Annotated in this window: 26 protein-coding genes and 1 tRNA gene; 3 read left to right on the forward strand and 24 right to left on the reverse strand. The window is 44.8% G+C overall.

Annotation, left to right across the window (positions count from 1 at the left end; genetic code table 11):
* The 9 genes from yajC to T2812B_RS00380 all read right to left on the reverse strand — a co-directional run bounded on the left by yajC (position 1) and on the right by T2812B_RS00380 (position 6523).
* Complete coding sequence (gene yajC / locus T2812B_RS00340; RefSeq protein WP_004080747.1) at positions 1 to 351, reverse strand: preprotein translocase subunit YajC; 351 nt, start codon at positions 349 to 351, stop codon at positions 1 to 3.
* The gene (locus tag T2812B_RS00345) at positions 344 to 844 is read right to left on the reverse strand and encodes an ECF transporter S component (RefSeq protein ID WP_008193067.1); all 501 of its coding nucleotides are present in this window, start codon (positions 842 to 844) and stop codon (positions 344 to 346) included. Before T2812B_RS00345 ends, yajC begins: the two co-directional genes overlap by 8 nt.
* Positions 845 to 851: 7 nt before the next feature.
* On the reverse strand, positions 852 to 1733 hold the full coding sequence (ribF, locus tag T2812B_RS00350) for a riboflavin biosynthesis protein RibF (protein WP_004080749.1): 882 nt from the start codon (positions 1731 to 1733) through the stop codon (positions 852 to 854).
* A 5-nt stretch (positions 1734 to 1738) separates the two neighbouring features.
* Entirely contained in the window at positions 1739 to 2668 is a 930-nt protein-coding gene (gene truB, locus T2812B_RS00355; protein WP_004080766.1) for a tRNA pseudouridine(55) synthase TruB, read from the reverse strand.
* Positions 2665 to 3060, reverse strand: a complete 396-nt coding sequence (gene rbfA / locus T2812B_RS00360; protein ID WP_004080768.1) for a 30S ribosome-binding factor RbfA — start codon at positions 3058 to 3060, stop codon at positions 2665 to 2667. The genes truB and rbfA overlap by 4 nt, the downstream gene beginning before the upstream one ends.
* Before the next feature lie 12 nt (positions 3061 to 3072).
* Positions 3073 to 3930 (reverse strand): HDOD domain-containing protein, encoded by an 858-nt coding sequence (locus T2812B_RS00365; protein ID WP_008193057.1) that lies wholly within the window; start codon positions 3928 to 3930, stop codon positions 3073 to 3075.
* Positions 3899 to 5368, reverse strand: a complete 1470-nt coding sequence (locus tag T2812B_RS00370; RefSeq protein WP_008193055.1) for a cell wall metabolism sensor histidine kinase WalK — start codon at positions 5366 to 5368, stop codon at positions 3899 to 3901. The genes T2812B_RS00365 and T2812B_RS00370 overlap by 32 nt, the downstream gene beginning before the upstream one ends.
* A gap of 7 nt (positions 5369 to 5375) precedes the next feature.
* A complete protein-coding gene (locus T2812B_RS00375; protein ID WP_004080774.1) occupies positions 5376 to 6383 on the reverse strand; it encodes an L-threonylcarbamoyladenylate synthase in 1008 nt (335 codons plus the stop codon).
* 53 nt (positions 6384 to 6436) lie between these two features.
* Positions 6437 to 6523: transfer RNA gene (locus tag T2812B_RS00380), tRNA-Leu, on the reverse strand.
* Positions 6524 to 6651: 128 nt separating this feature from the next.
* On the opposite strand from T2812B_RS00380, the gene hrcA reads away from it, so the two are divergent.
* The 3 genes from hrcA to dnaJ are packed head-to-tail and all read left to right on the forward strand — an operon-like array spanning position 6652 to position 9307.
* On the forward strand, positions 6652 to 7668 hold the full coding sequence (gene hrcA / locus T2812B_RS00385) for a heat-inducible transcriptional repressor HrcA (RefSeq protein ID WP_004080775.1): 1017 nt from the start codon (positions 6652 to 6654) through the stop codon (positions 7666 to 7668).
* 4 nt (positions 7669 to 7672) lie between these two features.
* Positions 7673 to 8191, forward strand: coding sequence for a nucleotide exchange factor GrpE (locus T2812B_RS00390; RefSeq protein ID WP_004080776.1), 519 nt, complete (start codon positions 7673 to 7675; stop codon positions 8189 to 8191).
* A 6-nt stretch (positions 8192 to 8197) separates the two neighbouring features.
* Entirely contained in the window at positions 8198 to 9307 is a 1110-nt protein-coding gene (gene dnaJ / locus T2812B_RS00395; protein ID WP_004080777.1) for a molecular chaperone DnaJ, read from the forward strand.
* Here dnaJ and yqeH read toward each other — a convergent pair.
* Genes yqeH through T2812B_RS00470 form a run of 15 tightly spaced genes read right to left on the reverse strand, consistent with a single transcriptional unit; the run spans position 9304 to position 23990 of the window.
* The gene (gene yqeH, locus T2812B_RS00400; protein WP_004080778.1) at positions 9304 to 10395 is read right to left on the reverse strand and encodes a ribosome biogenesis GTPase YqeH; all 1092 of its coding nucleotides are present in this window, start codon (positions 10393 to 10395) and stop codon (positions 9304 to 9306) included. The genes dnaJ and yqeH overlap by 4 nt on opposite strands.
* An 11-nt stretch (positions 10396 to 10406) precedes the next feature.
* Positions 10407 to 11303 carry a GTPase Era gene (gene era / locus T2812B_RS00405; RefSeq protein ID WP_024103711.1) on the reverse strand — a complete coding sequence of 299 codons (897 nt, stop codon included), beginning with the start codon at positions 11301 to 11303 and terminating at the stop codon, positions 10407 to 10409.
* Positions 11299 to 11697, reverse strand: a complete 399-nt coding sequence (cdd, locus tag T2812B_RS00410) for a cytidine deaminase (protein WP_004080780.1) — start codon at positions 11695 to 11697, stop codon at positions 11299 to 11301. Before cdd ends, era begins: the two co-directional genes overlap by 5 nt.
* Positions 11636 to 13003: a hemolysin family protein gene (locus T2812B_RS00415; protein WP_004080781.1), complete on the reverse strand. Its 1368-nt coding sequence runs from the start codon at positions 13001 to 13003 to the stop codon at positions 11636 to 11638. Before T2812B_RS00415 ends, cdd begins: the two co-directional genes overlap by 62 nt.
* Positions 13004 to 13019: 16 nt before the next feature.
* Positions 13020 to 13475 carry a 23S rRNA (pseudouridine(1915)-N(3))-methyltransferase RlmH gene (locus T2812B_RS00420; RefSeq protein ID WP_004080783.1) on the reverse strand — a complete coding sequence of 152 codons (456 nt, stop codon included), beginning with the start codon at positions 13473 to 13475 and terminating at the stop codon, positions 13020 to 13022.
* Entirely contained in the window at positions 13472 to 14386 is a 915-nt protein-coding gene (gene ftcD / locus T2812B_RS00425; RefSeq protein WP_004080786.1) for a glutamate formimidoyltransferase, read from the reverse strand. The genes T2812B_RS00420 and ftcD overlap by 4 nt, the downstream gene beginning before the upstream one ends.
* Positions 14383 to 15144: a response regulator gene (locus T2812B_RS00430; RefSeq protein WP_004080787.1), complete on the reverse strand. Its 762-nt coding sequence runs from the start codon at positions 15142 to 15144 to the stop codon at positions 14383 to 14385. Before T2812B_RS00430 ends, ftcD begins: the two co-directional genes overlap by 4 nt.
* A 37-nt stretch (positions 15145 to 15181) precedes the next feature.
* Positions 15182 to 16552: a PEGA domain-containing protein gene (locus T2812B_RS00435; protein WP_004080789.1), complete on the reverse strand. Its 1371-nt coding sequence runs from the start codon at positions 16550 to 16552 to the stop codon at positions 15182 to 15184.
* Between the two features lie 16 nt (positions 16553 to 16568).
* Entirely contained in the window at positions 16569 to 17204 is a 636-nt protein-coding gene (locus T2812B_RS00440; RefSeq protein ID WP_008193036.1) for a hypothetical protein, read from the reverse strand.
* 48 nt (positions 17205 to 17252) lie between these two features.
* Positions 17253 to 18287, reverse strand: a complete 1035-nt coding sequence (locus tag T2812B_RS00445; RefSeq protein ID WP_268741196.1) for an FtsW/RodA/SpoVE family cell cycle protein — start codon at positions 18285 to 18287, stop codon at positions 17253 to 17255.
* A 42-nt stretch (positions 18288 to 18329) separates the two neighbouring features.
* Positions 18330 to 19535 carry a COG1361 S-layer family protein gene (locus T2812B_RS00450; RefSeq protein WP_004080795.1) on the reverse strand — a complete coding sequence of 402 codons (1206 nt, stop codon included), beginning with the start codon at positions 19533 to 19535 and terminating at the stop codon, positions 18330 to 18332.
* Positions 19532 to 21232: a GspE/PulE family protein gene (locus T2812B_RS00455; RefSeq protein ID WP_008193029.1), complete on the reverse strand. Its 1701-nt coding sequence runs from the start codon at positions 21230 to 21232 to the stop codon at positions 19532 to 19534. The genes T2812B_RS00450 and T2812B_RS00455 overlap by 4 nt, the downstream gene beginning before the upstream one ends.
* The gene (ftsZ, locus tag T2812B_RS00460; RefSeq protein WP_004080800.1) at positions 21232 to 22287 is read right to left on the reverse strand and encodes a cell division protein FtsZ; all 1056 of its coding nucleotides are present in this window, start codon (positions 22285 to 22287) and stop codon (positions 21232 to 21234) included. The genes T2812B_RS00455 and ftsZ overlap by 1 nt, the downstream gene beginning before the upstream one ends.
* Before the next feature lie 16 nt (positions 22288 to 22303).
* Positions 22304 to 23554 carry a cell division protein FtsA gene (locus T2812B_RS00465; protein ID WP_008193022.1) on the reverse strand — a complete coding sequence of 417 codons (1251 nt, stop codon included), beginning with the start codon at positions 23552 to 23554 and terminating at the stop codon, positions 22304 to 22306.
* Between the two features lies 1 nt (position 23555).
* A complete protein-coding gene (locus T2812B_RS00470) occupies positions 23556 to 23990 on the reverse strand; it encodes a DUF4894 domain-containing protein (protein ID WP_231556587.1) in 435 nt (144 codons plus the stop codon).
* Between the last annotated feature and the right edge of the window lie 28 nt (positions 23991 to 24018).

Here is a 24018-nt window from a genome sequence, read left to right on the forward strand (position 1 = left end):
TCATCCCTCCTGATTTTCCTGTGACCTCTCCTTTATAACCGTGGAAATAGCCCTTTTTGTTATCTCGAGTTCCGTGGAATTTGCTGTTTTGATCTTGACGGTGTCCTTTTTGATATCGATGACTTTCCCGACAATTCCTCCGATTGTGACGACCGTGTCTCCTCGTTTCATCTGACTTATCATCTGCTGGAACTGTTTTTCTCTTCTCCTCTGGGGAAGGATGATCATGAAGTAAAAAATGGCTATGAAGAATATCAGCATGAAGAGGAGACTTCCCCAGCCACCACCTGTTGCGGTTGTGGTGGTACCGTTCGAAGCACCCGGAGCTGCTGCGTAGATGATCTCAGGCATTCTCCTTTCCTCCCTTCTCAAATATCAATTGAAGCCGTCTGTAAACCAGTGGAACCAAAATGAATTGAAGAACGATACCGGGAATACCCGTGGTAAAACTCAATAAAATGGAGGTTAACGGCTGAAGCTTGATACCAATGAGGGCCCCAAGAACGTAGTAGGAAACCGAGTAAACGAGTCTTCCAAGAACCACGGCGATGAGGATTCTAACGAATATGTTTTTCTTCATAACCCCCATGACGAAACCGTATGTGAACACCTCAGGTATCATGAAGAGAAACATTGGAAATGGAGGCATCCCCATCGTTAAAAACGAAAGAATAGGAAGTACCGCACCCGTCACTCCTCCCACGAAGGCTCCAGAAGTCGCTCCAGCGAGCATGGCCACCAAATGAAGAGGCAGGAACATTCTTCCGAGGTTCAGCAGATGAAAAAGATAGGCAAGAGCTACACCAACAGCGAGCCACATCGCAGTGTAGGTCAACTTTCGCATCCGCATATCACCCCTCTTTTTCGAACTTCGAATTGATTATATCATCTATCATGTTTCTGGCGCTCTTTACATCCTGGTCAATAGCAGCCTTCAGCTCCTCGATTGAATCAAATTTCTTCTCATCCCTCATGAATTTCAATACTTCCAGTTTCAGTCTCTGCCCGTAAAGATCCCCTTCGAAATCCAGGATGTACACCTCGTACTTCACGTTTCTCGCATCACCCACGGTGGGCCTGAAACCCACGTTCATAACACCGAATTTTTTCTTTCCATCCGGCAGATGAACTCTCACCAGATAAACTCCTCTTTTCAGATCTACGAGTTTTTCATTTCCTCTATCGATGTTGGCAGTTGGAAATCCCAGTTTTCTTCCAAATTCCCTATCTTTGTGGACGATTCCTTCGATTTCGAAATATCTGCCGAGATATGCAGGAATTTCCTCCACTCTTCCCTCCTGAACGAGGTTTCTGATCAGAGAACTGCTCACTCTTTTTCCCTGAACAACGACATCTTCAATTTCATAGACTTCCACACCTTTCTTTCTGAGAAAAGACGCGTTTCCGCTCGCGTTCTTGCCAAATCTGAAATCCCTTCCAACAACAACAGCCGATACTCCAGATAGATACCTCTCGACGAACCCTTCTGGGGTGAGATCTTTTATTCTGAAAAAATCCAGAACAACGGTTCTGGCGTAACGAGAAAGCATCTCCACCCTGCTTTCTACCGTCATGAGAAGACCGGGAAAATCCGGTAAGAAATATTCGGGGGGATAAGATATGGTGTAGATAAGGCTATCGTCCTTCCTGAAAAATGCTATTTCCTTCATGGTCCTCAAGACCTTCTGATGCCCGATGTGAACTCCATCGAAAACTCCGATGCTGACAACCATTCCTTTCACCTCGTGTTGAAGACCTTTCTGAGGGTCAAAACTCGCTCGTTTCTTTCGTGCTTTCTCAAGGTTTCCAGAAACGAAGAATTTCTTTCCGCTTCAGCCAGAGCAAGTAACCGTCCTTCTTCGTTGAATACTCTGACAACTTCACCCTTTTTGAAACCGTCCCATTCTTTGAGCATCTCAAGGTGTATTTGAGAACCGTTGAGAATCATTTTCGTTGATTCCTGATGAACGACAACACGCGGCAGCCACTCAAGGCATTTTTCGAGTGGTATGATCCTGTTTTCGATCTCTTCAGGAGCGGCTTCGAATACGTTCAAACTTTCCTCGATTGTATGAGGTCCCACGCTCTCCCTTACAAGCTCAACAGCGGTGGCACCGCAACCGAGCTTGTAACCTATATCCATACAGAGAGATCTTATGTAGGTACCAGGAGACACTTCCACTCTGAAAGAGACGTCTCTTCCCTCAATATTCACGTCCCATATCTTGAAGATCTTCACTCGCTTTGGTGGAAGATTTATGATCTTTCCCTCTCTCGCCAGTTTGTAGAGACGTTCGCCTTTGTATTTTTTAGCAGAATAAGCTGGTGGAACTTGGTCGTATTCTCCCACAAAGGAAAAGATTGCTTCTCTTATTTCTTCTTCGGTGACGTTGCACTCTCGTTCTTCGACAACTTCGCCTGTTATATCGAAAGTCTCGGTTATCAAACCAAGCCTCATCTTCACCCAGTACACCTTTTTCAAATCCTTGTAGAACTCGAGAATTCTCGTGCCCTGGTTGACACCGATTATGAGAACCCCACAGGCGAACGGATCGAGAGTTCCTCCGTGTCCGACTTTCCTCGTCTTCAATTTTTTTCTAACTTCGTCCACAACATCGTGCGATGTGGGTCCTTTAGGCTTGTAAGCTACAAGGATTCCGTGCTTCATTCTTCTTCCTTATCCTCCTCTTTCTTTTCTTTGTCCTTCAGAGGATCGTATCCAAGTTGAACCAGCAGCTGGTGAACTTTTACACTCGCCTCTATGCCTTTGTCCTCGTAAAAGCGAATTTCGGGAGCAACGTAGAGTCTCAGATTTTTGGCGATAAAGGTCCTGAAAAAACCCTTCGCTCTGTTCAATATTTCAACCGTTTCCTTTCGTTCTTCCGGTGTGCCGAGGAAACTGACATAGACGTCTGCGTACCTTTTGTCCTTTGAGAGTTCCACTCTGGAAAACGTGACGAAATCTTTCTTCAAGCGGGGATCTCTCAGCTGTTGAAGTGCTTCCATCAAAAGTTTTTGAATCTCCGATTCGAGCATGGCTTTTCTATAGGCTGGGTTCATTCTTTTCACCTCCTAATCTATCTGCAAGAATTCCTGAGCCTTGTTGTACTTCTCCTTAGATTTATCCAGTATTCTCAAGAAAGTTTTCGGTTTCACTTTCAGCACATTCAAAGCAAAAGGAGAAAGTTTCGGATCTCCCCACGAAAGAGATGCCCCTTTCATCATGAGATTCGCTATCACATCTCCTATGTGGACCATGGAAACCTGGTTGACGAAGAGTTCGTTCGGGTTACCCTCGACGTTGTGGTGAAATTCCGCAGACAAAACAAGAAGATCTGGAAAATTCCACTTTCTGAGCAATTTTGCGCCCACTTCGGAGTGCGGTGGAATCCCAAGCTCCTCTTCTATGTCTATGAGGTTTTTCTTCGTCTTTTGAGCAATTTTGGCTTCCGTTTCAAGTATATCGGAGAACAGTAGATCATAAACTACCTTGCCCAGATCGTGGAGGAGTCCTGCTATGAAGATCTCTTCCTTGAGGGGATAGCCCATTGTTTCTGCAACGGTTTCTGAAGCGATAGCACTCGCTATGAAATGCTCCCAGAGCTTTTCACGATCGATTCCAGAGGAACTGTTTTTGAAAACCATATCGTAAGTGAAAACACTGAGGGCGAGATTTCTCACCGTTTTGAAACCAAGGATCATCACCGCTTCGCTCAACGTGGTTATCTTTCTTGGAACGCCATAATAGGCTGAGTTGGCCAGTTTCAACACCCTGGCACTCAAGCTTGCGTCCATCATGAGAGTGTTCGCCACTTCAGTAGAAGACGCATCCGGCTTTGAACAAACGGCGATTATCCTTTGAACAACAACATTTGGTGAAGGTAACTTGTCTATTTCTTCAATTATCTTGTCTATTATCTTCGCCGGCACGGTCTTTTGGGATCCACACAAAGAATCTGGATCCCTTACCCACCTCACTTTCCACCCATATCCTGCCGCCGTGAAGCTCCACGATCTCTTTTGTTATGGCAAGGCCGAGTCCCGTTCCAGGCACTTCGTAGGTCAACGAAGAATCCACCCTGTAAAACTGTTCGAATATCCTATCCTTTGCGTGATCCGGTATTCCTATACCGTTGTCCTCTACAATTATGAGAACACCGCCATCTTTCTCATCCAAGATCACCTTCACGTACTTATCAGGAGCATCTTTCTTTGAGTACTTCACCCCGTTGTTGAGAAGATTCAAAAGTACCTGTCTGATTCTTGTTGGATCGATGTAAGCTTCCACAGGACAGGGAACATTACTCTCAAAGAGAACATTCACGTTGTGAGATGAAGCAAATTCTTTGATCGCGTTCACCGCACTTTCTACGAGATCACAGAGATCAACTTTTTCTCTGTTTATTTGAAGGGATTTCCTTTCAAGCCTGGAAAAGTCCAGTAACTCATTCAGGAGATTTTCGAGGTGGTTGCTTTGATCTATTATCACCTCGAGGAACTCCTTGAGGGTGCTGAGATCCAGTTCTCCCAGACTGTTGTAAATTGTTTCCGCATAAGCTTTTATGGCCGTTAAAGGCGTTCTGAGCTCGTGCGAGATGTTCGCTATGAACTCCGTCTTCATCCTGTCTATTCGCTTCAGTCTTTCGAGTTCTTTTGATTCTGTCACATTTTCAACGATCGTCAGCGCCTGGACTTCGCTACCAAGGATGAGAGGTATCGAGGTGATTGAAAAGAATTCTTCCCCAGATATCACTTCACCCACTCTTTGTGTTCGCAAAGATATTGCCTCTTTTGACAGAGAAATGGCCTTCCTCAAAACTTCATCTGGAAAATTCTCCTCTTTGAACTTCTCATTCTGAAATTTTATTTCCCCATTCGAATAAACGAAGATCCCCTCTGGAAGACCGTTAAGGATGACGTTCACGTAGTTGTATGTTTCTTCTAGCTCCCTGTACAACTTTATGTTTTCCAGAACGACCGCTGAAAGAAACGAAAGAACTTTGAAAATCTCTGTTTCTTCCATTGATGGCTGGTGATTCAGTAGCACAATTAAGCTTCCAAACATCCTGTCCTGTTTCACAACAGGGACTATTCCAACATAACCGAGTTCATCCTCCACAAAGACGGGGTTGGATTGTCTGATGGACCAGTCAATGAACTCTTCGAATCTTTTTATATCGATGTCTCTTCCCCAGATTTTTCTCTTGTTTTCATCGACGAGAACCACCTCTTTGATATCAACAACTTTTCTTACCAGGTTCAAAAGCCCCTGAAGAATATCGCTTTCCGTTTTCGCATTGGAAAACTCCATTATCATTATTGAAAGGAGTAAAAACAGACGGTTGTTCTGCTCTTTTATTTCCTCCAAAGAGAAGTCACCTCACAATTTCTGTTGCCGCTTTTCTCAATCGATTCATCACCGCAAATAGAATTCCCCTTTCTTCAAATCCCTCAACAATTATATACTCTTTCCCCATTTTTTCAGCCTCGCGCAGAGCAGAAAAGATGTTTTGGGCGATACTGTAAGGGTTTTTCAAAGATCCTACAACGATTCTGTCGTCGTACAGTTCCTTTCTCTCTTCAACACAGATGACCACATGATCCGGGTACTTTTTCAATACTTCCTCCATCTTCGTCAAATCTTCTACGAGTATCAGAGGCTTTAAGGGAGCGTAGTGTCGATATTTCATTCCCGGCGCAAGTGGCCTGCCCTTAAAATTCCCTTTTCGTACAAAATCGGGCACAACGAGTTCCGGAAAGAGCTCTTTCAGTCGTTCAACTTCCACTGGCCCTGGCCTCAGAAGAACAGGCTTTTCTTTTGTGAGGTCCACAATGGTGGACTCCAGGCCGAAGGGAGTATCCCCTGCATCGATTATCAGCTTAACTTTGCCCATGAAGTCTTCTATGACGTGTTTCACGTTCGTAGCGCTGGGTCTTCCCGAAATATTTGCACTTGGAGCGGCTATAGGATGACCGAAGAGTTCTATCAACTTCAGGGCCACCGGATGTGCTGGCATCCTCACAGCCACCGTTGGAAGATCAGCAGTCACCACGGGAGGTATCTTTTCGGATTTTTTTCGAAAAATAACCGTCAACGGCCCCGGCCAGAACTTTTTCAAAAAATCCAGATGAGGTTCGTAACCCTCCGCGATTTCTTCCAGCTGTTTGAAGGAATGTATATGAACAATGAGAGGATTGTCAGCGGGTCTTTCTTTCAGCTTGAAGATTTTCTTGCAGGCCTCTTCGTTGTACGCATCCGCTCCTATTCCGTAAACGGTTTCGGTGGGGAAAATGATCACTTCTCCGTTCCGGAGAAGTTCAGCCGCTTCTTTCAGAACTTTCTCGTCGGGAAAGAGGGGATCCACCTTTAACACTCTGGTCACAGGTTTTTCCCTCCTGATGTGATACAAAATAAAGGGGCTCTTCGGAGCCCCTGTGGTGCCGAGGGCGGGACTTGAACCCGCACGGGGTTATCCCCCAGCTGATTTTGAGTCAGCCGCGTCTGCCATTCCGCCACCTCGGCCCTCCATTATATATAGTACCAGCTTTCTCTTTCTAAAGTCAAGTTCCGAGAATCCCTCTTCCTTCTTGAATTCTTTTAAAATGTGTGCTAAACTATTATTAGCACTCAAAAGAAGGGAGTGCTAAATCATGAGAAGGCTCAACAGGAAGAACAACGAAGCCTTGAAGAAACTGAACGATCGTCAGAGAAAAGTGCTTTACTGCATCGTGAGAGAGTACATAGAAAATAAAAAACCTGTGAGCTCACAGAGAGTTCTGGAAGTGAGCAATATAGAGTTCAGCAGTGCCACTATAAGAAATGATATGAAAAAATTGGAGTACCTTGGATACATATACCAGCCCCACACATCGGCTGGGAGGATTCCAACTGACAAGGGGTTGAGATTTTACTACGAAGAAATGCTGAAAATCTCAAAAGAAACATCAGAAGCGGATCTCGCAGTGGAGACTTTCAAATCGATGCCTCTCGCTGATCCGGAAAAGGTTCTCTTCCTTGCGGGAAATCTTCTAGCTCGATTGACGGAAGGTTACGTCCTCATAGAAAGACCAAACACAAGAGATTTGAAAATACTCAGAGTGATGCTCATTCCTGTTTCGGAAGACTACCTCATTTTTTCCATATTGACGGAATTCGGTGTTTCCAAAGTTACTCCTATCAAAACTCAGGAACGACTGAACTGGGAAGAAATCGAAAGACAGCTCAACTTCCTCCTCAGAGGCAGAACAGTAGGAGAAGTGTTGATGGGTAAAATAGAAAGCCTGAAAGGAAGTGGATTCCTCAGGTTGATTGAATCTCTGATAGGTGAGACTGTCGAGAGATATCTGGATGCAGGTCTTGAGAACCTTCTAAAGGACGAAACGCTCACTCTGGAGGACATCAGAAACCTTCTCGAAGAAGTGAAGGATCAGAAATTTCTCGAGAGCTTAGTTGGAGAAGGCATAACCGTCAGGATAGGAAGGGAAATCGGCAGAAAAAAGCTGGAAAAATTCGCCGTTTTTTCAGGGAAATACTTTAAAGGAGAATCTCCTATCGGGAGTGTGTACCTCTTCACGTCGAAGGTTACGAAGTACGATAGAAATCACAGGGTGTTTGAATACATTCTGAACCGTCTTTCAGAGTATTTCACTTCAACTTCCAGGAGGTGAAAAGATGAGTGAAAAGGAGAAGAAGGAACTCACACAGGAATGTGAAGAACTGAAAGAAAAATACAAAGAACTGGAAGAGTACGCAAAAAGGCTGAAAGCTGAATACGAAAACTATCGTGAGGAAGTCGCCCGTGAAAAAAGAGAATTGATAAAGAACGCGAATGAATACCTCATATCGAAACTCATTCCCGTTCTCGATGATTTCGAAAGGGCATTGAATCAGGGAGAAAAGGGAGACGCCTTCTACGAAGGTGTGAAAATGATATACAAAAAACTCCTGAACGTCTTGGAAAAAGAGGGGCTTACAAAGATCCACGTGGGAGAGAAATTCGATCCTTTTGAACACGAAGCAGTTGAAAGAGTAGAAACAGAAGACGTGGAAGAATACACTATCCTTGAGGTAGTAGAGAGTGGTTACAAATTCCACGGGAAAGTCTTGAAACCCGCAAAAGTGAAGGTTGCAGTGAAACCACGAAAGAAAGAAGAAAGGAAGGTTGAAGAACCTTCTGATAAGAAGGAGTGATGGATCATGAAAAAAGAAAAGAAGGATTACTACGAAATTCTCGGTGTTCCCAGAGACGCCACACAGGAAGAAATAAAAAGGGCTTACAAGAGACTCGTAAAAGAGTGGCATCCGGATCGTCATCCGGAAAACAGGAAGGAAGCCGAACAGCGTTTTAAGGAAATTCAGGAGGCCTACGAAGTCCTCAGCGACCCACAGAAGAGGGCTATGTACGATCGTTTCGGATACGTGGGAGAACAACCCACGTATCAGGAAACAGAATCTGGTGGCTTCTTCGACGATATATTCAGAGACTTTGAAAACATCTTCAACAGAGATATATTCGACGTTTTCTTTGGCGAAAGACCACACCAGGAAGAAAGAAGAGAATACGCCCGAAGAGGCGAAGATATAAGGTACGAAATAGAAGTAACTCTCTCCGATTTGATCAACGGAGCGGAGATACCCGTGGAATACGAAAGGTACGAAACCTGTCCGAGGTGTGGCGGAACTGGCGTAGAACCCAACGCTGGATACATGGATTGTCCAAGTTGTGGTGGAACGGGAAGGATCAGAGAAGAACGAAGATCGTTCTTTGGTTACTTCGTCAGCGAGAGAACCTGTGAGAGGTGTGGCGGCACAGGGAAGATTCCACGGGAATACTGCCACGAGTGTGGTGGAAGCGGCAGAGTTCTCAGAAAGGTCAGAAGAACGGTGAAAATCCCACCAAATGTGGAAGATGGTACTCATCTTAGAATCACTGGCGGTGGAAATGCGGGATATTACGGTGGACCTTACGGTGATCTGATAATTATCGTCCGTGTGAAACCAGATCCCAGATTCAAGAAATCCGGTTCAGATCTCGTGTATGATGTCACAATAGACTACCTTCAGGCTATCTTGGGAACAACCGTTGAAGTTCCTCTTCCAGAAGGCGGTACGACGATGTTGAAGATTCCTCCGGGAACTCAGCCGGAAACCGTCTTCAGGTTGAAGGGAAAAGGCCTTCCAAACAGGTATGGAAGGCGCGGAGATCTCATCGTGAACGTGCACGTTGAGATACCAAAGAGTCTCTCCAGAGAGGAAAGAAAAGTCCTCGAAGAACTGGCGAAAAAACGCGGAGTCACGATCGGTTAGCGTTTGGGATTGACGAGTGCTTCTCTAACAACGAGCTTCACGCTATCCGGGACCGTGACTTCGACGGTGAAAGGCCCTCTTCGGACACTCATCCATCCCAGTCCCGCCACCGCCAGTTCTTCTCCTTCTTTCAACGTAAAGGTTTCTCTCTTCCACTTAAAATTTTCAAATTTTGTTTTAGAGCATGGAGGAATTAGCAGATCTCCCAGTCTGTTTCTCATGAGCTCATCTGCTCTTTCCCTCCTCGTTTCATGGAAGGTTACTTCTTTAGAGGAGAAAAGCAGAAAGATCGGATTCTTTTCTGTTTCAAAATGAATATCGAATCGGCACAGTCCCCCCATGAAGATGGTTCTTCCATTATCCGGCTTGAAGGTTTTCCTGGAAAGTTCTTCTCTTGGCAGAACTCTCTTTTGACACTCAGGATCCAAAAGATCGAGAATCCTATCGCTTGTCATGATACCTGGGGTATCGTAGAGATACAGATTCGCTTCTTTTACCTTTCTTTTGAGAATACCTAGAGTTGTCCCTGGAAAGGGACTTATGGTGTTTTCATGAGTGCAGATCTTGTTTAGTAGAGAAGATTTTCCTACGTTCGTTACTCCCACCACCAGTGCTTTGTCGGTCAACCGTGAAAGATACTTTACAAGCGATGTCAGGCCGAAATTCTTTTCAGCACTGACGATCCTTATATCATCTGTGTTCTTCGTCTTTATTCTTTTCTTCACCCATTCTTTGATCTCCTTCACTGTAACCGCTCTGGGCAGGAGATCGATCTTGTTTATGACGTAGATAACCCTCTTCCCCTTCAGAATTTCTGCTATATCTTCTCTGTAGGTCCCTTCGAAATCGAAAATATCTATTACCCAGACCACTACATCGAATCCTCCAAGGTACGATTTCAACTGGTTTTTAAAATCCCAGTCGAATTCAACTGGTTCCAGTTTGCCGTAATGTTTCATTCGAAAGCATCTCTGACAGAGTATCTCCTTTCCTTCTTCGAGCCTTTTTTCAAAGACTTCGCGCGGGATGTACCCCGGTTTTTTCGGGTCATCGAACTGAATGGCTGCTCCGCATCCGGGACATCTCATCGAGTCTCACCTCATTTTATGTCGTCTTTCAAGCCTATTTCTTGAAGTATGATGAAGTCCTTTTCTCTCCACTTTTCTTTCACTTTAACGTTCAGATCGAGATACACTTTTCTTCCCACGAGAAACTCCAATTCTTCACGGGCGAGCGTTCCAATTTTCTTTATCATGCTGCCGTTCTTTCCTATGAGAATTCCCTTCTGAGAATCACGTTCCACGTATATGTTTGCCCGTATGTAGAGGACACCATTTGGTCTATCTTTTATTTCCTCGATCACCACGGCCGTGGAATGAGGTACCTCCTGCCTTGTGAGATGAAAGATCTTCTCCCTTATGATTTCAGCGGCCATGAAAGAGAGAGGGCGATCCGTTACCATGTCTTCGGGGTAATACTGTGGCCCTTCCGGTAGTTCTTCCTTTATCTTCTCTAGAACTTCGAAGACACCTTCACCCTTCAGAGCGGATATGTAATGGACAGACACGACGTTCTCCACCATACTTTTTGCGAGTTCTCCCACCGCTTTTGCCTTCTCTTCACCCGCCACATCGATCTTGTTCACAGCGATGATAGTTTTGGTTCCAGAGTCGTTCACGATCTTCGCAACGTGTTCGTCTGTCTTCGTAAATCCATCCGCCGCGTCCAGCATAAAGAGTACAAGATCCACCCCTTTGAGAGCCTGAACAGCAGCCTTCACCATGTACTCTCCAAGCCTGTGAAGAGGCTTGTGGATACCGGGAGTGTCTACAAATATGATCTGACTGTCTTTGTCCGTGTAGATGCAGTTTATCCTGTTCCTAGTAGTTTGAGGTTTGTCTGAGACGATCACTACTTTTCTTCCCATAACAGCATTTATGAATGTCGATTTCCCCACATTCGGCTTCCCTGCCAGAGCGACAAAACCCGATTTAATACTCACCACCTCCCAGCCTGAACCCTCTTGGTAGAAGATCTTTCAATTTCACAATCTCGAAGTTCCCATCTCTATCCGCCATTATCACATCCAGATCATCGGAAAATTCGTAGAGAACCTGTCTACAAGCACCACAGGGGGCAGTCTTATCCGGAGAATCCGACGCTATCGCTATTGCCACGAATTCTCTTTCTCCTTCAGAAACGGCCTTGAAAACAGCTACTCTTTCAGCGCAGACTGTCAAGCCGTAAGAAGAATTCTCCACATTCACCCCTGTGTATATCTTTCCGCTCTTTGTGAGCAAAGCGGCACCGACTCTGAAACCCGAGTACTTAGCGTACGCCTTTTTCCTGGCTTCCAGAGCCATTTTCACCAGCTTCTCCGGGTTCACCATCGATTTCTTCCCCCTCAAGTATCTTTATCATGACTTTCTCTATTCTGTTTTTCCCAACAGCGAGTACTTTGAAGTACAGATTTCCGATCACCGCTTCTTCTCCAACGTTCGGTATCCTTTTGAAGTGCTCGAGCAGATATCCCGCTATCGTTTCGTACTCTGTTTCTGGAAATTGAACACGCAACTCCATTTCGATGTCGTTTATCGGTGTGGCACCATCCACTATGTAAGTCCTCTCATCGATCTTTCTTATACCAGAGATCTCATCGTAGTCGTACTCGTCCATTATGTTTCCAAAGAGTTCTTCGATGATGTCTTCAAGTGTTACGATACCGGCCGTTCCTCCGTACTCATCCACAACGATCGCTATATGAATCTTCCTGGCTTTGAGGATCTTAAGGAGTTCATCTATGTTCATCGTCTCGGGAACGTACAGGGCTTCTCTCATAATATCCTTCACCTTCATACTTTTCACTTCTTCGCAATCCTTTTCAGCAAGCATGGAAAGCACATCCTTAGCGTAGCAGATACCCACGATGTTGTCTATGGTTTCTTTATAAACGGGTATTCTGGAGTACCCTTCGTCTTCAACCAGTTCGATAAGGTCTTTCACTGTCTGGTTCTCCTCTATCGCCACTATGTCGACCCGCGGTGTCATGATTTCTTTCACGGCTATCTGTTTCATCTCGAAAGCGCGCTTGATGATCCTTTCTTCTTCTTCCTCTATGACACCCATTTCCCCTCCGACCTGAACAATGGAAACGATATCCTCCTCGGTTATGAACAGATCTTCGGAGACCTTTTTTCCATGTCTCAGGGAAATGATGCCGTCCGCTATTTTCACGAGTAACCTTCCTATGGGATCCAGAACACGGGTGAGAAATCTGATAACACCTATCGATCTGCGGAACACACGCTCTGGATCTGATCGTGCCAGGACCTTTGGGGTGATCTCACCGAAGATGAGAAGGATGGTGGTGATGAAGAGAGTAGACACAACCGCCACGAACTCTTCGCTCATGTTTCTGAGCAGATTCAAGAAGATAAGAGTGGAGATAGAGGATGCGAGGAGATTGACGAGGTTGTTACTTATGAGAATCGTGGTGAGATACTTGTTGAACAGATGAATGTAGCTTTCCTTCGCGGATTTTTCCTCTTTTTCCTCCAGAAACTCTTTGATCTTGACCTTGCTCATGAGGGTGAGCGCAGTCTCCGAAGAAGAGAAAAAGTTCGACAGGTAAATCAAGATGACCAGCAGCAGTGACTCCAGCCCGAGAGTTAAAACACTACTGACAGGATCTTCCACTTTTGTTCCACCTCCATCAATAGTGATAGTTTTCCCCATGGATTATTTTAAACGCTCTGAATATCTGTTCCAGAACTATCAAAACGGTCATACCATGTGTAAAGGTCATCTTCGATAATGAAAAAACACGGTGGGCCTTCGCGAAGATCTCCTCATTCAACCCATAGGGCCCACCTATCAGGATCGTTATATCCTTTCCCTTCATTTCCAGATCTTTGAGAAAGTCGGCGAACTCCTCTGAAGAAACTTCTTCCCCTCTCTTATCCATAACCATAACAAAACTTCCGGGGAGAATCCTGTTCGTCAGGTCCTCCGTTTCCTTCCTGACGATTTCTTCGATGCTTCCTCTGTGGACTCGCTTTATTTCGAGAACTTCCGGCTTACAAAATCGCCTCAAGAACTTTTCGTAGTGCTTTATTCCCTCTTTGATAAAACCGTCCAGTTTTCCAATTACTGCTATTCTTACTCTCATTTTTCACTCTCTCTAACGAGTATCTCCAGGAGATTGGATTCTATGACCTTTTTAGCGTTGAGGTCGGTTCTCAGATAGTAAGAAACCGTCTTCAACAGAGATTCGAGCGGGAAAAGTCCCACTATCTCCGATCCCAAAACCGGTACCCCGTATCGTTCGGCTTCCATCTTTATGAGTTCGAAAACCCTATAGAGAGGTGTTTTTTTGTGATTTGTTATGTTGATAGAGACCTGTACAACTCCCCTTCCTTTCAAATCAACACCTATCGCTTTGACGTACCTGAGTCCTCCACTGGAAAATCTGATTGCCCTGGCTATTTTTTCGGCTATTTTCACATCCCGCGTTCCAAGGTTCACGTTGAAGGCTATGAGAAATTCGCGCGCACCAACCGCCGTCACACCCGCTGTGGGATGTACGCGGTCGGGACCAAAGTCGGGCTTCCACAGAGGATCTTTTATCTTCTCGAAGAAACCCTCGAACTCTCCCTTTCTGATATCCGCCAGATTTTGTCTTTCTGGACGTGTGGCAGATTTTTCATAAAGATACACGGGAATACCCAGTTCCTCTCCTATCCTGCGTCCGAGTATTTTCGAATACTCCACACACTCTTCCATAGTCGTGTTGTAGAGAGGTACAAGTGGTATGACGTCCGCTGCACCCATTCTGGGATGCTGGCCCGTGTGATTTCTCAAATCGATGAGTTCGGCTGCCTTTTTCGTCATATCGAAGAGAGCATTTATGAGGTTCTCCGGTTCTCCCACGAGTGTTATCACCGATCTGTTGTGGTCTGCATCCATTGACCAGTCGAGCACCCATACCCTGTCGTATTTTTTCGCTTCCGCGACGATCTTTTCAACTACTTCCTTTCTTCTTCCTTCGCTGAAGTTTGGTACCGATTCTATCAGTTTCAACTCTCATTCCCCCTCGGTTTCGCCATTCTGTCCTTCAGAGTCAAAATGATTTCTTCGTAGGTTTTACCATCGTCCGGGTAACACACATACGTGTAGCTGAAACGTTCGGAAAGTTTCTCTTTCATCCTCCTTGTAACGGCCTCTATTCCGTGTTTCCCCGTCAGTGTCAGTACAAACAGGTATTCGCTGGCGGAGATGGGTAGAACGTAATCTGTTTCCCTGAAGAACTTCTTGATAGTCTCGTAGTCTCTCATGATATCTTCGAACTTAACGTACATGACGCAGAAACGAGAACCCGTCCTGTTGGAACGCTTTATTTCTTTTCTCACGATATCTTCGAACTTGAGGGTGATCTCAAGATCCTCAATGTTTTTCCTGAGAGAAACGGTGACTCTGGGTGTGGAAGAAATGATTTTTTTGACTCTTTCCAAGAGATAATCGAGCCTGAACGGTTTGAGAATGTAGTCAACCGCACCCGCTTTCACCGAATTAATAATGAGATCTTTGTCAACGTAAGCGCTCAGAACCGCAACCTTCGTGTCGGGAAATTCCTCACGTATTCTTCTTATCAGGTTCAAGCTCTCTTCACCTTCGAACACATCTACGAACACGAGATCGATCTTTTCGCGACGGAGAAATGTGAATGCTTCCTGCTCGTTTTTTGCCCAAATCACATTGAAACCGTCTTTTTCAAGGGCATTTTTGACGGCAAGAAAGGTGATTCTGGATTCATCCACTACCATAACCGTTGGAGTCACTGCGAACTCCTCCCTTTATCACTAATTTTAACATCGATCATTCTATCCTGTTCATGATGAACTTGAAGTATTCCTCTTCATCGTCAAAGGTGATGGTTTTTACAATCGTTCTGTATCCGGGTTTCACGATCGTTATCTCGTAGGTTCCCGCCTGGACGTATAGAGTGATGGGTGTTTCACCGTGGTAGTATCCATTCAGGTATATTGTGGCTCCCGATGGTTCTGTTTCTATTCTAACCTCTGAGAAGACTACTCTTTTTTCCAGTCTTCTGAAAATCTCCTTTTCTTCTCCCGGTGCGAGATTCACCGTGAAGCGATCTGTTTCGTATCCTTCTTTTTCCAGTTTTACCTCGTACATCCCAGGATCAAGGATGAGATTCAAACCGTTCTGGTCGGTCGTTCCCACGTATCTTCCATCGATATAGACGTCGACACCAGAAGGATCTGTTCTCAGTTTCAAAGAAGACTGTGCTGGTTTTAGCGTGACGTACACGGATCTGGTTTCTCCCGCGCTGAGTGTTATGTTTCGGGTCTCCTCGCGGTACCCTTCTTTTCTGAACGTGACAGTGTAATTTCCAGGAGAGAGGTTCAGCGTCAGAGGAGTCTTTCCCTGATAGACACCGTTCAGATAGACACTCGCACCGCTCGGACTTGAACTGAGAGAGAGCTGAGCGAGAGGCAAAGTGGCTATCACCTTCACCGTCTGGTTTCTTCCCACATAGACTTCCTTGTAGAACGTGTAGTTTTCAAAATACACCGTCACGTAGTGTGTACCTTCGTCGACCGATACCGTGACCGGTGTCTTCCCTTTGTAAGAACCATCAATATAGACGGTCATTCCTGGAGGTGTCGAGTCAACGATCAGCGTTCCAAACGCTGGGGCTCTTCCCACATAAAAATAAGTGAGATCGGAGACCCATTCTCCCGTGAGATAGGGTTTCAATTTCTTTTGAACGTATTCTTCGACGTTGTCGGATAGCGTCGGAAAGGCTCGAGTTGTCCCGAGTTCTTTCAGCTGGTTGAAAATCGGTATCGGTCTGGTGCTTGCAATCACCTGAATGTACTCTTTTCCATACGGCGGTGAAACTCTGAGGGAATAGGTGGATTTTGAAGGAATCTTTTTTATCTCATTTGCCCTGACAAAATTGTCGCTTTCGTATTTGTTCGGGAAAATGAGAGTTACCTTACCCTGTGCGTTGATGTCGTAGATGAGTATGTACGCGTCTCTGGAAGATTTGACGAAGATCTCTATCCTCTCTCCCACTTCATAGACGGATCCTTCCGGTTTGTTGAGCCACACATCCACCGTGAAGTAAGGTTTCTCGGGTACTATGATGATGCTCTTTGCTTCGAAAGAGAAAGCCACCATCGAGACAAGAATCAGAAGAAGAAACACATATCTCCTCATGAATCACACCTCCTCGTTATTTTATCCATCTGACTTCCGCACCGAGGATCTTTGTGTTTGATTCTAAGGTTAATTCTCTCGGATTTTCCTGAACGAAAGCGGCAAAACCATCAACACCGCTTAAAGGACCAAGGTGATAAACTCCGTTGTTGTCAAGATATATTTCGCCTTCATCTTTTATATCTACTACTTCACAGTAATTATCACGTCCGTTGAAGGTTACCACAAAAAACGTCGTGATATTAACATCCCTCGTCAAACCCTTGACTCTCGCCTGCCATTCTTCCCGATCTGCCTGCCACCACACATCCACGTCGTAAATTGGATAGTAACTGTTCCAGATCCTGCCTAAATCATTTTTAAGATCCGCCGTATCAACGATCACCCCGGCTGCGGCAACGAAGTCGTTGTATTGTTCGTAGAATGTCGCTCTTTCATAGTAAGCATAACTTTCATCTGGATAGTAGAGTACAATCACAGGGTGTGCCTGAACAAGATAATCACCATAGGATGGTTGATACCAATCCATCACATCGTCAAGATAAGCATTCCCAACCACTTCGATGATGAACTCGTGCCTTTCCTCAATTGGAGGTAGACAGGCTGTCAAAATCAGAAGAATCAACCCCAGAAAGGGAAAAAATCTCTTCATTTTCTTCACCCCCTCAAATCTAAGACTTTCAAGTAAAGAAGAGAGTTCTCAAAGTTTCTTTTCCACTCTTGCCAGCGCAATCCCTTTGAGAATGAGTCCGACGAGAATGGAAAACACAAGTGTGGAGGTTCCACCGTAGCTGATGAAGGGAAGAGGAACACCCGTGACTGGAAGGAGTCCCAGGTTCATCGAGACGTTTTCGAAGACGTGGAACCATATCAGTCCACACGCAGAAACCATCAGTATTTCCCAGTACTCGTCTTTCACGTTCAGAATCCATCTGGAAACCTCGAAGAACAGAAGACCGAAAAGCGAAAGCAGAAAGACTATTCCGATGAATCCGAATTCCTCACCGATCACCGATACGATGAAATCAGTGTATGAAACAGGAACGTAACCCATGAGGTTCGCTTTTCCTTTCATGTATCCTGCTCCAAAGAGTCCACCGGCTCCGATTGCGTGAATCGATTGCAGAACGTTGTAGGAGTAACTCTCGCCGTACTCTTCCGGGTTGAGAAAAGAGAGTATCCTCGCTCTTTGATAATCCTTCAGCCCAAAGAAAAAGAAGACAGGAAGAAACACAAGGACAAGTATCAATAGAATCACAAGGGGCTTCTTATTCACATTCGAGGCCAAAACCGCAAACAGCCAGATCAATCCCACAGAAAGCGTGGTGCCAAGATCGGGTTCCAGAAATATGAGAACAGCGGGGACAACCGTGAGAAAAAAACTTCTCCAGAACCACTTCTTCTCCAGAAGATAAGGGAGCAGAACAACGAGCGAAAGCTTTGCAAAGTCTGAGGGCTGGAAACTGAATCCCATCACTCTGAACCATCTCTTTGAACCACCGATGGGGGTTCCTTTCACAAGAAGGGCCGCCAGTAAAACAACGGAGAAGACGTAGAGAATGATCGAAAAGTTCCTTATCGTTCTGTCCTTGATGAACAGAACCAGAAACATCAACGAAAAACCGGCTATATCCCACACAATCTGCCTCGTGAAAAGTTGCTCATTTTCTCCGTAAGTTGCGCTTCTCAAAGTTGCAAGTCCAAACAACATCAAGATGGACACAAGAACAACTATGATCCAGTCTATTCGTTTGTTCTCGTGTGGTATGGTCCCACCTCACTCTGAAACGACTATCTCCATCTCCTTCATCAGCCTGTCTTCTTCACTTTCTATCACAACGATGAGTTTGTAAGTCCCGGGATCCTCGAGCTTTATGATATCGTAACTGGTCGTCTTAAAAATTTCCCTTGAGGAGTATCCTTCGATCGTCATTCTGTACTCTTCAGAATAAGCATACGAAAACACCGGTTCTTTGTGCGTCAAAACAATCATGATGTTTTTCAAAACTATGTACTTTCGTTTCTTTTCTTCGTTCAAAAGCTTCACAGAGAAATCGTATCTTTCACCGGATGCTACAAACTTCTTCCCTTCGATGACAAGGGAGAGTCCCTTCAAATCTTTTTGATACTCTCGCGTGACGAAAAGGGGAATTGATTTTTCTATCAGACTGCTTTCTGTCTTCAATTTCAATTTGATGATGTAATCTCCCGATTCTTTTGGGGCGGAAAAACTCACTTCGTGGATCTGTTCGACCATCATCGGATTTATCACGAAGTCTTTTTCTATAGGAATATCTCTTTCAAAGACAGCCTCATTCCCTTTAAGGATAATAAGGCCGATCGACTCCACACGAATTTTCCGACTCTTTGAGCTTATGTTTTCCAGATAGACAAAGAAATGCACGTTTTCGTAAGGGAAATAAAAATCTTTCAGGTCTTCAACCTCGATTTGCCACTTTTCAATCACCGAAACGACCTTACTGATAACCACCCTCTGGCCGTTCAACTTGACAGAGACTGTGATCGTGTAATTCCCTCCAGGTAGATTTGACAGCTCTTCCTCCCTCAAAAGATCAAAAACCAGGACACTTTCGAAAGCTTCCATCTCTTTTTCCACACGCTGTGGAAAGTGAAACTCGTACACCGTGTCATTCTCCCTTTTGATGGAAAATACGAAATCTTCCAGCACAAGATTTTCTTTTTTCTTCTCTCTGTTGAACACTTTTACACGCACATCGAGGGGATCGTTTGGAAGGTAGGACTCTTTTGTTTCTATCACCAGCTGGAAGGGTCCAATCACACCTTCCGGTTTGTTGGAAAAAAACGCTTTCGTGAAAAACACCAGGAAAACCACTATTACAAGATTCACGACAAGAATAAAATTCGCCCTGCGGCGAATTCTATTTTTTCTGTTTCTGAACTCTTTTTCCTTTTCTTCGTCTCTCTTCTGCCATTCTTCAGGGCTTTTAGAAAAGTACTTCATAGCGGTGTGGTCACCCTGAAAACCTCTTCGATACTCGTCTGCCCAAGAAGAACCTTTTCGAGGGCATCCTGGAACATGGTGCGCATACCTTTTTTCACTGCGAGCTTTGCAATCTCTGTTTCACTCGCTTTGGAAGAGATCAATTCTCTCAACTCTTCATCCACAATCAAAACTTCCCCTATAGCCATTCTTCCTCTGTATCTCATCCCCCTGCAGTCAGGACATCCTTCTTCTGAAGGATAGTAAATCTGATCTGGTACCTTTCCAAAAAATCGCTCGAAATAAGATTTTACCTGTTCATCCCGGATTTCTCCAGGCATTTTACACTCATCACAGAGCTTTCTCACCAGCCTCTGACCTATGATTCCGATAAGGGAGGCTCCGAGAAGGTGAGGATCTATTCCCATTTCTATGAGCCTTGAGACAGCACCGGCAGCGGTGTTGGTGTGGAGTGTACTCAAAACCAGGTGCCCCGTGAGGGAGGCTTCCACTGCAAGCTGCGCGGTCTCTCTGTCTCTGATCTCACCCACCATGATGATGTCGGGGTCCTGTCTGAGGAATGCTCTCAGGTACCGAGCAAACGTGAGACCTATTTCTGGGAAAACCTGACACTGAGTAACCCCCTCGATGGTGTATTCCACAGGGTCTTCCGCTGTTACTATGTTCACACTTTCACTCTTCAAATAATTTATCATAGCGACAAGCGTGGTGGATTTTCCGCTTCCCGTTGGTCCGGTGACCAGGATGATACCGTACGGTTTTTCAAGTAATGATAGTATTCGCTTCAAGTTGTATTCACTGTAGCCGAGTTCTTCAAGACGTCTGTTTGCATCGGACACCTTCAATATCCTCATCACGACTTTTTCTCCGAAAGTAGAGGGCATGGTTGACACGCGAAAATCGTACTGCTCACCGCTTTTTATCGTGTAAAACTTCCCGTCCTGCGGAAGCCTTCTTTCCGACACATCTAGACTGCTCATAATCTTGATACGTGCCACAACTGAGTTGTGCTGTGGCTTTTGATACTCAAGAACTTTTCTCAAAACACCATCTATTCTGAATCTCACTCTCACAGTTCTCTTCATCGGCTCTATATGGATATCACTCGCTCCCATTTCTATGGCACGGTTTACGATATTGTTTACGAGCCGGACGATGGGAGCTTCTTCTATTTCCCTTTCTTCTTCCTCTTCTTCCTCGATTTGTTCCGGTGTTTCTTCTATGGCAACGTAAGGCTCCTCGAAAAGTTCGAGAGGGACACCAAGAACATACGTTTGATACAAAACGGAAAAATCTCTGCTCGCCACAAGATAAATCTCTGGATTTTTTCCTGTGAGAAAACGTATCTCCTGTTTGATCCTTGGAATGTTCGTCCCGTTATCCGTCACCACCACAAGAGTTCCGTCTTCCTTCTTTTCTATAGGAATGACGTGCAGAGATTCGATGATGTTCTTTGGAATAGAACCCACCACGTTGAGTGGTATGTTTTTTGGAAGTTCTTTCAGGATCGGAACCCCGTATTGTTCACTCAAAGCCTCCAGCAGCTGATCCTCCGTGATGTACCCTGTCTCAATTAGAACTTCTCCGAGCGGTTTCCTTTCCTCTTTTTGAATTTCAAGAGCCTTATCCAACTCTTCTCTGGTTATGAATCCTTTTTCCAGAAGAATTTCACCCAATTTTCTGTATCTTCTCAGCATTAAAGAAGCCCCTCCAGACCGTATCTGTAAATGGCCGGTATGTCACCTTCCGGGAAGAGAATCTTGTCTTCATCTGGGAATCTTGTAGCTATGAAGATCACACGTATTTCGTCATCGGGTACTTCATCATCGAAGATGAGACCGAATTTGACGTCCGCGTCCTCACTGCTGTTCTGCCTTATGATCATAGCTGCTTCGTGCACTTCCTCCATTCTTATATTGCTGGGAGCAGTTATATTGAACACAATCGAACTCGCATTTTCTACAGGATGCTCTATCAACTTGCTTTCCATAGCCTTCTTAGCAGCTTCTCTCGCTCTGTGTTCTCCCTTTCCAACACCTATGCCAAGGATCGCAGCACCGGCGTCCTTCATCACCGACTCTATGTCTGCAAAGTCGAGATTTATGTAACCCCTCTTCGTTATCAGTTCCGAGATTCCCTTCACTCCCTGGTGAAGAGTCTCGTCAGCCTTCAGAAAAGCATCCTTTATCTTGACATCCCTCGGGAGTTCTTCCATGAGTTTGTTGTTGGATATCTTTATGAGGGTATCCACATGTTTTCGAAGTTTTTTGAGCCCCTCTATCGCTTTTTTGAGTCTCTCCGGGCCTTCGAAATAGAAGGGAGTCGTCACTATGGCTACAGTCAGGATTCCCATTTCTTTGGCTATCTTTGCTATGACAGGGGAAGCACCTGTTCCCGTCCCTCCTCCGAACCCTGCAGTTATGAAGACCATGTGGGTATCCTGGAGCACTTCTCTGATTTTTTCCTCGCTCTCAAGAGCAGCTTGTTCTCCTATCTCGGGACGTCCCCCTGCACCAAGGCCTCGTGTGATGTTCTCACCGATCTGAATCTTCACGTCAGCGTTAGAAGCCTCCAGTACCTGAAGATCGGTGTTCACCGCGACAAATTCAACACCGTGTATTCCTATTTCTATCATTCTGTTTATGGCATTGTTTCCGGCACCGCCTACACCTATGACTTTTATCTTCAAATTGTTCGCCTGAGGGATATTTCTATTTTCCTTTTTCTTCTCAACATCAAGGTCAAATCCCATACTCTTAACCTCCTACTCACTCCATCAATTCTTTGAAGAGCCTGAAAATTTTCTTCAGCGGATTTTCACTTTTCACCGGAGTTTCCTCATAAGGATTTTCCGAAACAGCGAAAACATTTCCAAACGCAGCAGCGAAGGAAGGGTCATTGGCAACTTCATCCGCATTGATGATGGATGGTCTGTCGGAATTCGCGTAACAACCTGTTCTCACCTGAGATTTAAACACATCTCTGGCCAGTTCGTTTATTCGTGGAATCTTGGCCCCACCTCCGGTGAGAACCACACCACCAGGTATCCCTATTTCCCCTTCTTCTACTATCTTCGCTTCAACTTCCCTGAAAAATTTCTTGGATTTGCTCATTATCTCTCTGAGACGTGCGTGTATAATGACGGAAAGTTTCTTCGCAGTAGTCGTTTTTATGGTGTTTCCATCGAGCCCTCTGTACTGTATTTCCTCCTCTTTCAAATCGTTATAAACTGCGTTTCCATGAGTTATAATGAGTCTTTCCGATTCTTCAAAGGAGGTGTCGAGAACTGCAGAAACATCTTTTATAACATGCTTCATCCCCACAGGAACGTAGGATATCTTTATGGGAACACCGTTTTTGTACGCTATCAACCCGGTGAAGTTGTACCCCAGATTCACAACAACTACTCCCCGGTCCTTTTCAGGCGTGGTAAGAACTCCCTCGGCAGTTGAAACGAGAGAAGACTTCAACTGAAATGGACTTTTAACGGTATCCTGCAAGAAATTGTAAAACATCTCATAATCTTTCAAAGGCACGACAATGGATGTGTACTCGATGGCTATCTTCGAAGCTTTCATATCGAGGGGATTAAAAACGATCCTTTCGTCATCCAGGAGATATCTTTTCGAAAATATATGGAGAGGAGTCTTCCCATTTTCTTTCAATTTTTCAAGGGCTTCCGATTGCATTTCGCTCAAGATGTCCAGGGTGATAGATCGTTTCTCTTCACCGAAGTCCCTTTCGATCACGGTGTCTTCTCGCTCAAAACTCACGCTGCTGAAGGATATTATAAAATCACTTCTCAATGATTTTTGCAACTGCTCTTCAAGTTCTTTAAGAAGGGTGTTCACAGATTCTTTGAAAGCGATGGCGTCTTTTATCTCACCCTCATCCAATCCTCTCGATTTCACACTTGAAAAGGCCAGTGCCTCCCACTCTTGGTCACGTCTTCCGAGAACGAGTCCTTTTATGTATCGTGAACCTATATCAATCGAGGTATAAAAGACAGTTCTTGACAAGTCAATCACCCCTTATCCACATCAGTCTCCCATCCTCTGTCAGAAAATACTCTTCCTTCACTTTTAATCCATCAAATTGCTCCATTATCACTTGAAAATTTTCAACAAGATCCTTCCACTCTTCAAACATGATTCTGGATCCCTTCAGCAGAACAACTTCTTTTGAGTCAAAAAGAACGGCGGACACTACAGAACTTTTCAAAATCGGAATCAACATCTCCAGAATTTCCCTGTCGCTCTTTGAAAGTCGAAGCCCTTCAAGCTTAACTTCCAGAAACACTGGGTAGAATTTGAATAGGTCCTTTTTCGATAACGAAGCTACCAAGCTCCCATCTTCAGCGCACAAATAGTAATTCCCTTCATAGAAAACTATCCCTATAGCCTTTTTCGAATCTATTATAATACTTTTTGGAGAAATGTTAAAATTTTCTATCAAATATGAATACACTCCCTCCGGGACCTTC

Source organism: Thermotoga sp. 2812B (assembly GCF_000789335.1).
GTDB classification, from domain to species: Bacteria; Thermotogota; Thermotogae; order Thermotogales; family Thermotogaceae; genus Thermotoga; species Thermotoga maritima.

Excerpts from the sequence above, each read along its gene's own strand:
- yqeH (WP_004080778.1), bottom strand. The coding sequence starts at position 10,395 with ATGAGATGTCCCGGATGCGGAGCAGCCATTCAGTTCGATGACCCGAAA.
- hrcA (WP_004080775.1), top strand. The coding sequence starts at position 6,652 with ATGAGAAGGCTCAACAGGAAGAACAACGAAGCCTTGAAGAAACTGAAC.
- ftsZ (WP_004080800.1), bottom strand. The coding sequence starts at position 22,287 with ATGGGATTTGACCTTGATGTTGAGAAGAAAAAGGAAAATAGAAATATC.
- T2812B_RS00450 (WP_004080795.1), bottom strand. The coding sequence starts at position 19,535 with ATGAAGTACTTTTCTAAAAGCCCTGAAGAATGGCAGAAGAGAGACGAA.
- T2812B_RS00420 (WP_004080783.1), bottom strand. The coding sequence starts at position 13,475 with ATGAGAGTAAGAATAGCAGTAATTGGAAAACTGGACGGTTTTATCAAA.
- truB (WP_004080766.1), bottom strand. The coding sequence starts at position 2,668 with ATGAAGCACGGAATCCTTGTAGCTTACAAGCCTAAAGGACCCACATCG.
- ribF (WP_004080749.1), bottom strand. The coding sequence starts at position 1,733 with ATGGTTGTCAGCATCGGAGTTTTCGATGGAGTTCACATCGGGCATCAG.
- yajC (WP_004080747.1), bottom strand. The coding sequence starts at position 351 with ATGCCTGAGATCATCTACGCAGCAGCTCCGGGTGCTTCGAACGGTACC.
- T2812B_RS00455 (WP_008193029.1), bottom strand. The coding sequence starts at position 21,232 with ATGCTGAGAAGATACAGAAAATTGGGTGAAATTCTTCTGGAAAAAGGA.
- rbfA (WP_004080768.1), bottom strand. The coding sequence starts at position 3,060 with ATGAACCCAGCCTATAGAAAAGCCATGCTCGAATCGGAGATTCAAAAA.
- T2812B_RS00390 (WP_004080776.1), top strand. The coding sequence starts at position 7,673 with ATGAGTGAAAAGGAGAAGAAGGAACTCACACAGGAATGTGAAGAACTG.
- cdd (WP_004080780.1), bottom strand. The coding sequence starts at position 11,697 with ATGGTGAACCCGGAGAAGCTGGTGAAAATGGCTCTGGAAGCCAGGAAA.
- T2812B_RS00440 (WP_008193036.1), bottom strand. The coding sequence starts at position 17,204 with ATGAAGAGATTTTTTCCCTTTCTGGGGTTGATTCTTCTGATTTTGACA.
- dnaJ (WP_004080777.1), top strand. The coding sequence starts at position 8,198 with ATGAAAAAAGAAAAGAAGGATTACTACGAAATTCTCGGTGTTCCCAGA.
- T2812B_RS00435 (WP_004080789.1), bottom strand. The coding sequence starts at position 16,552 with ATGAGGAGATATGTGTTTCTTCTTCTGATTCTTGTCTCGATGGTGGCT.
- T2812B_RS00345 (WP_008193067.1), bottom strand. The coding sequence starts at position 844 with ATGCGAAAGTTGACCTACACTGCGATGTGGCTCGCTGTTGGTGTAGCT.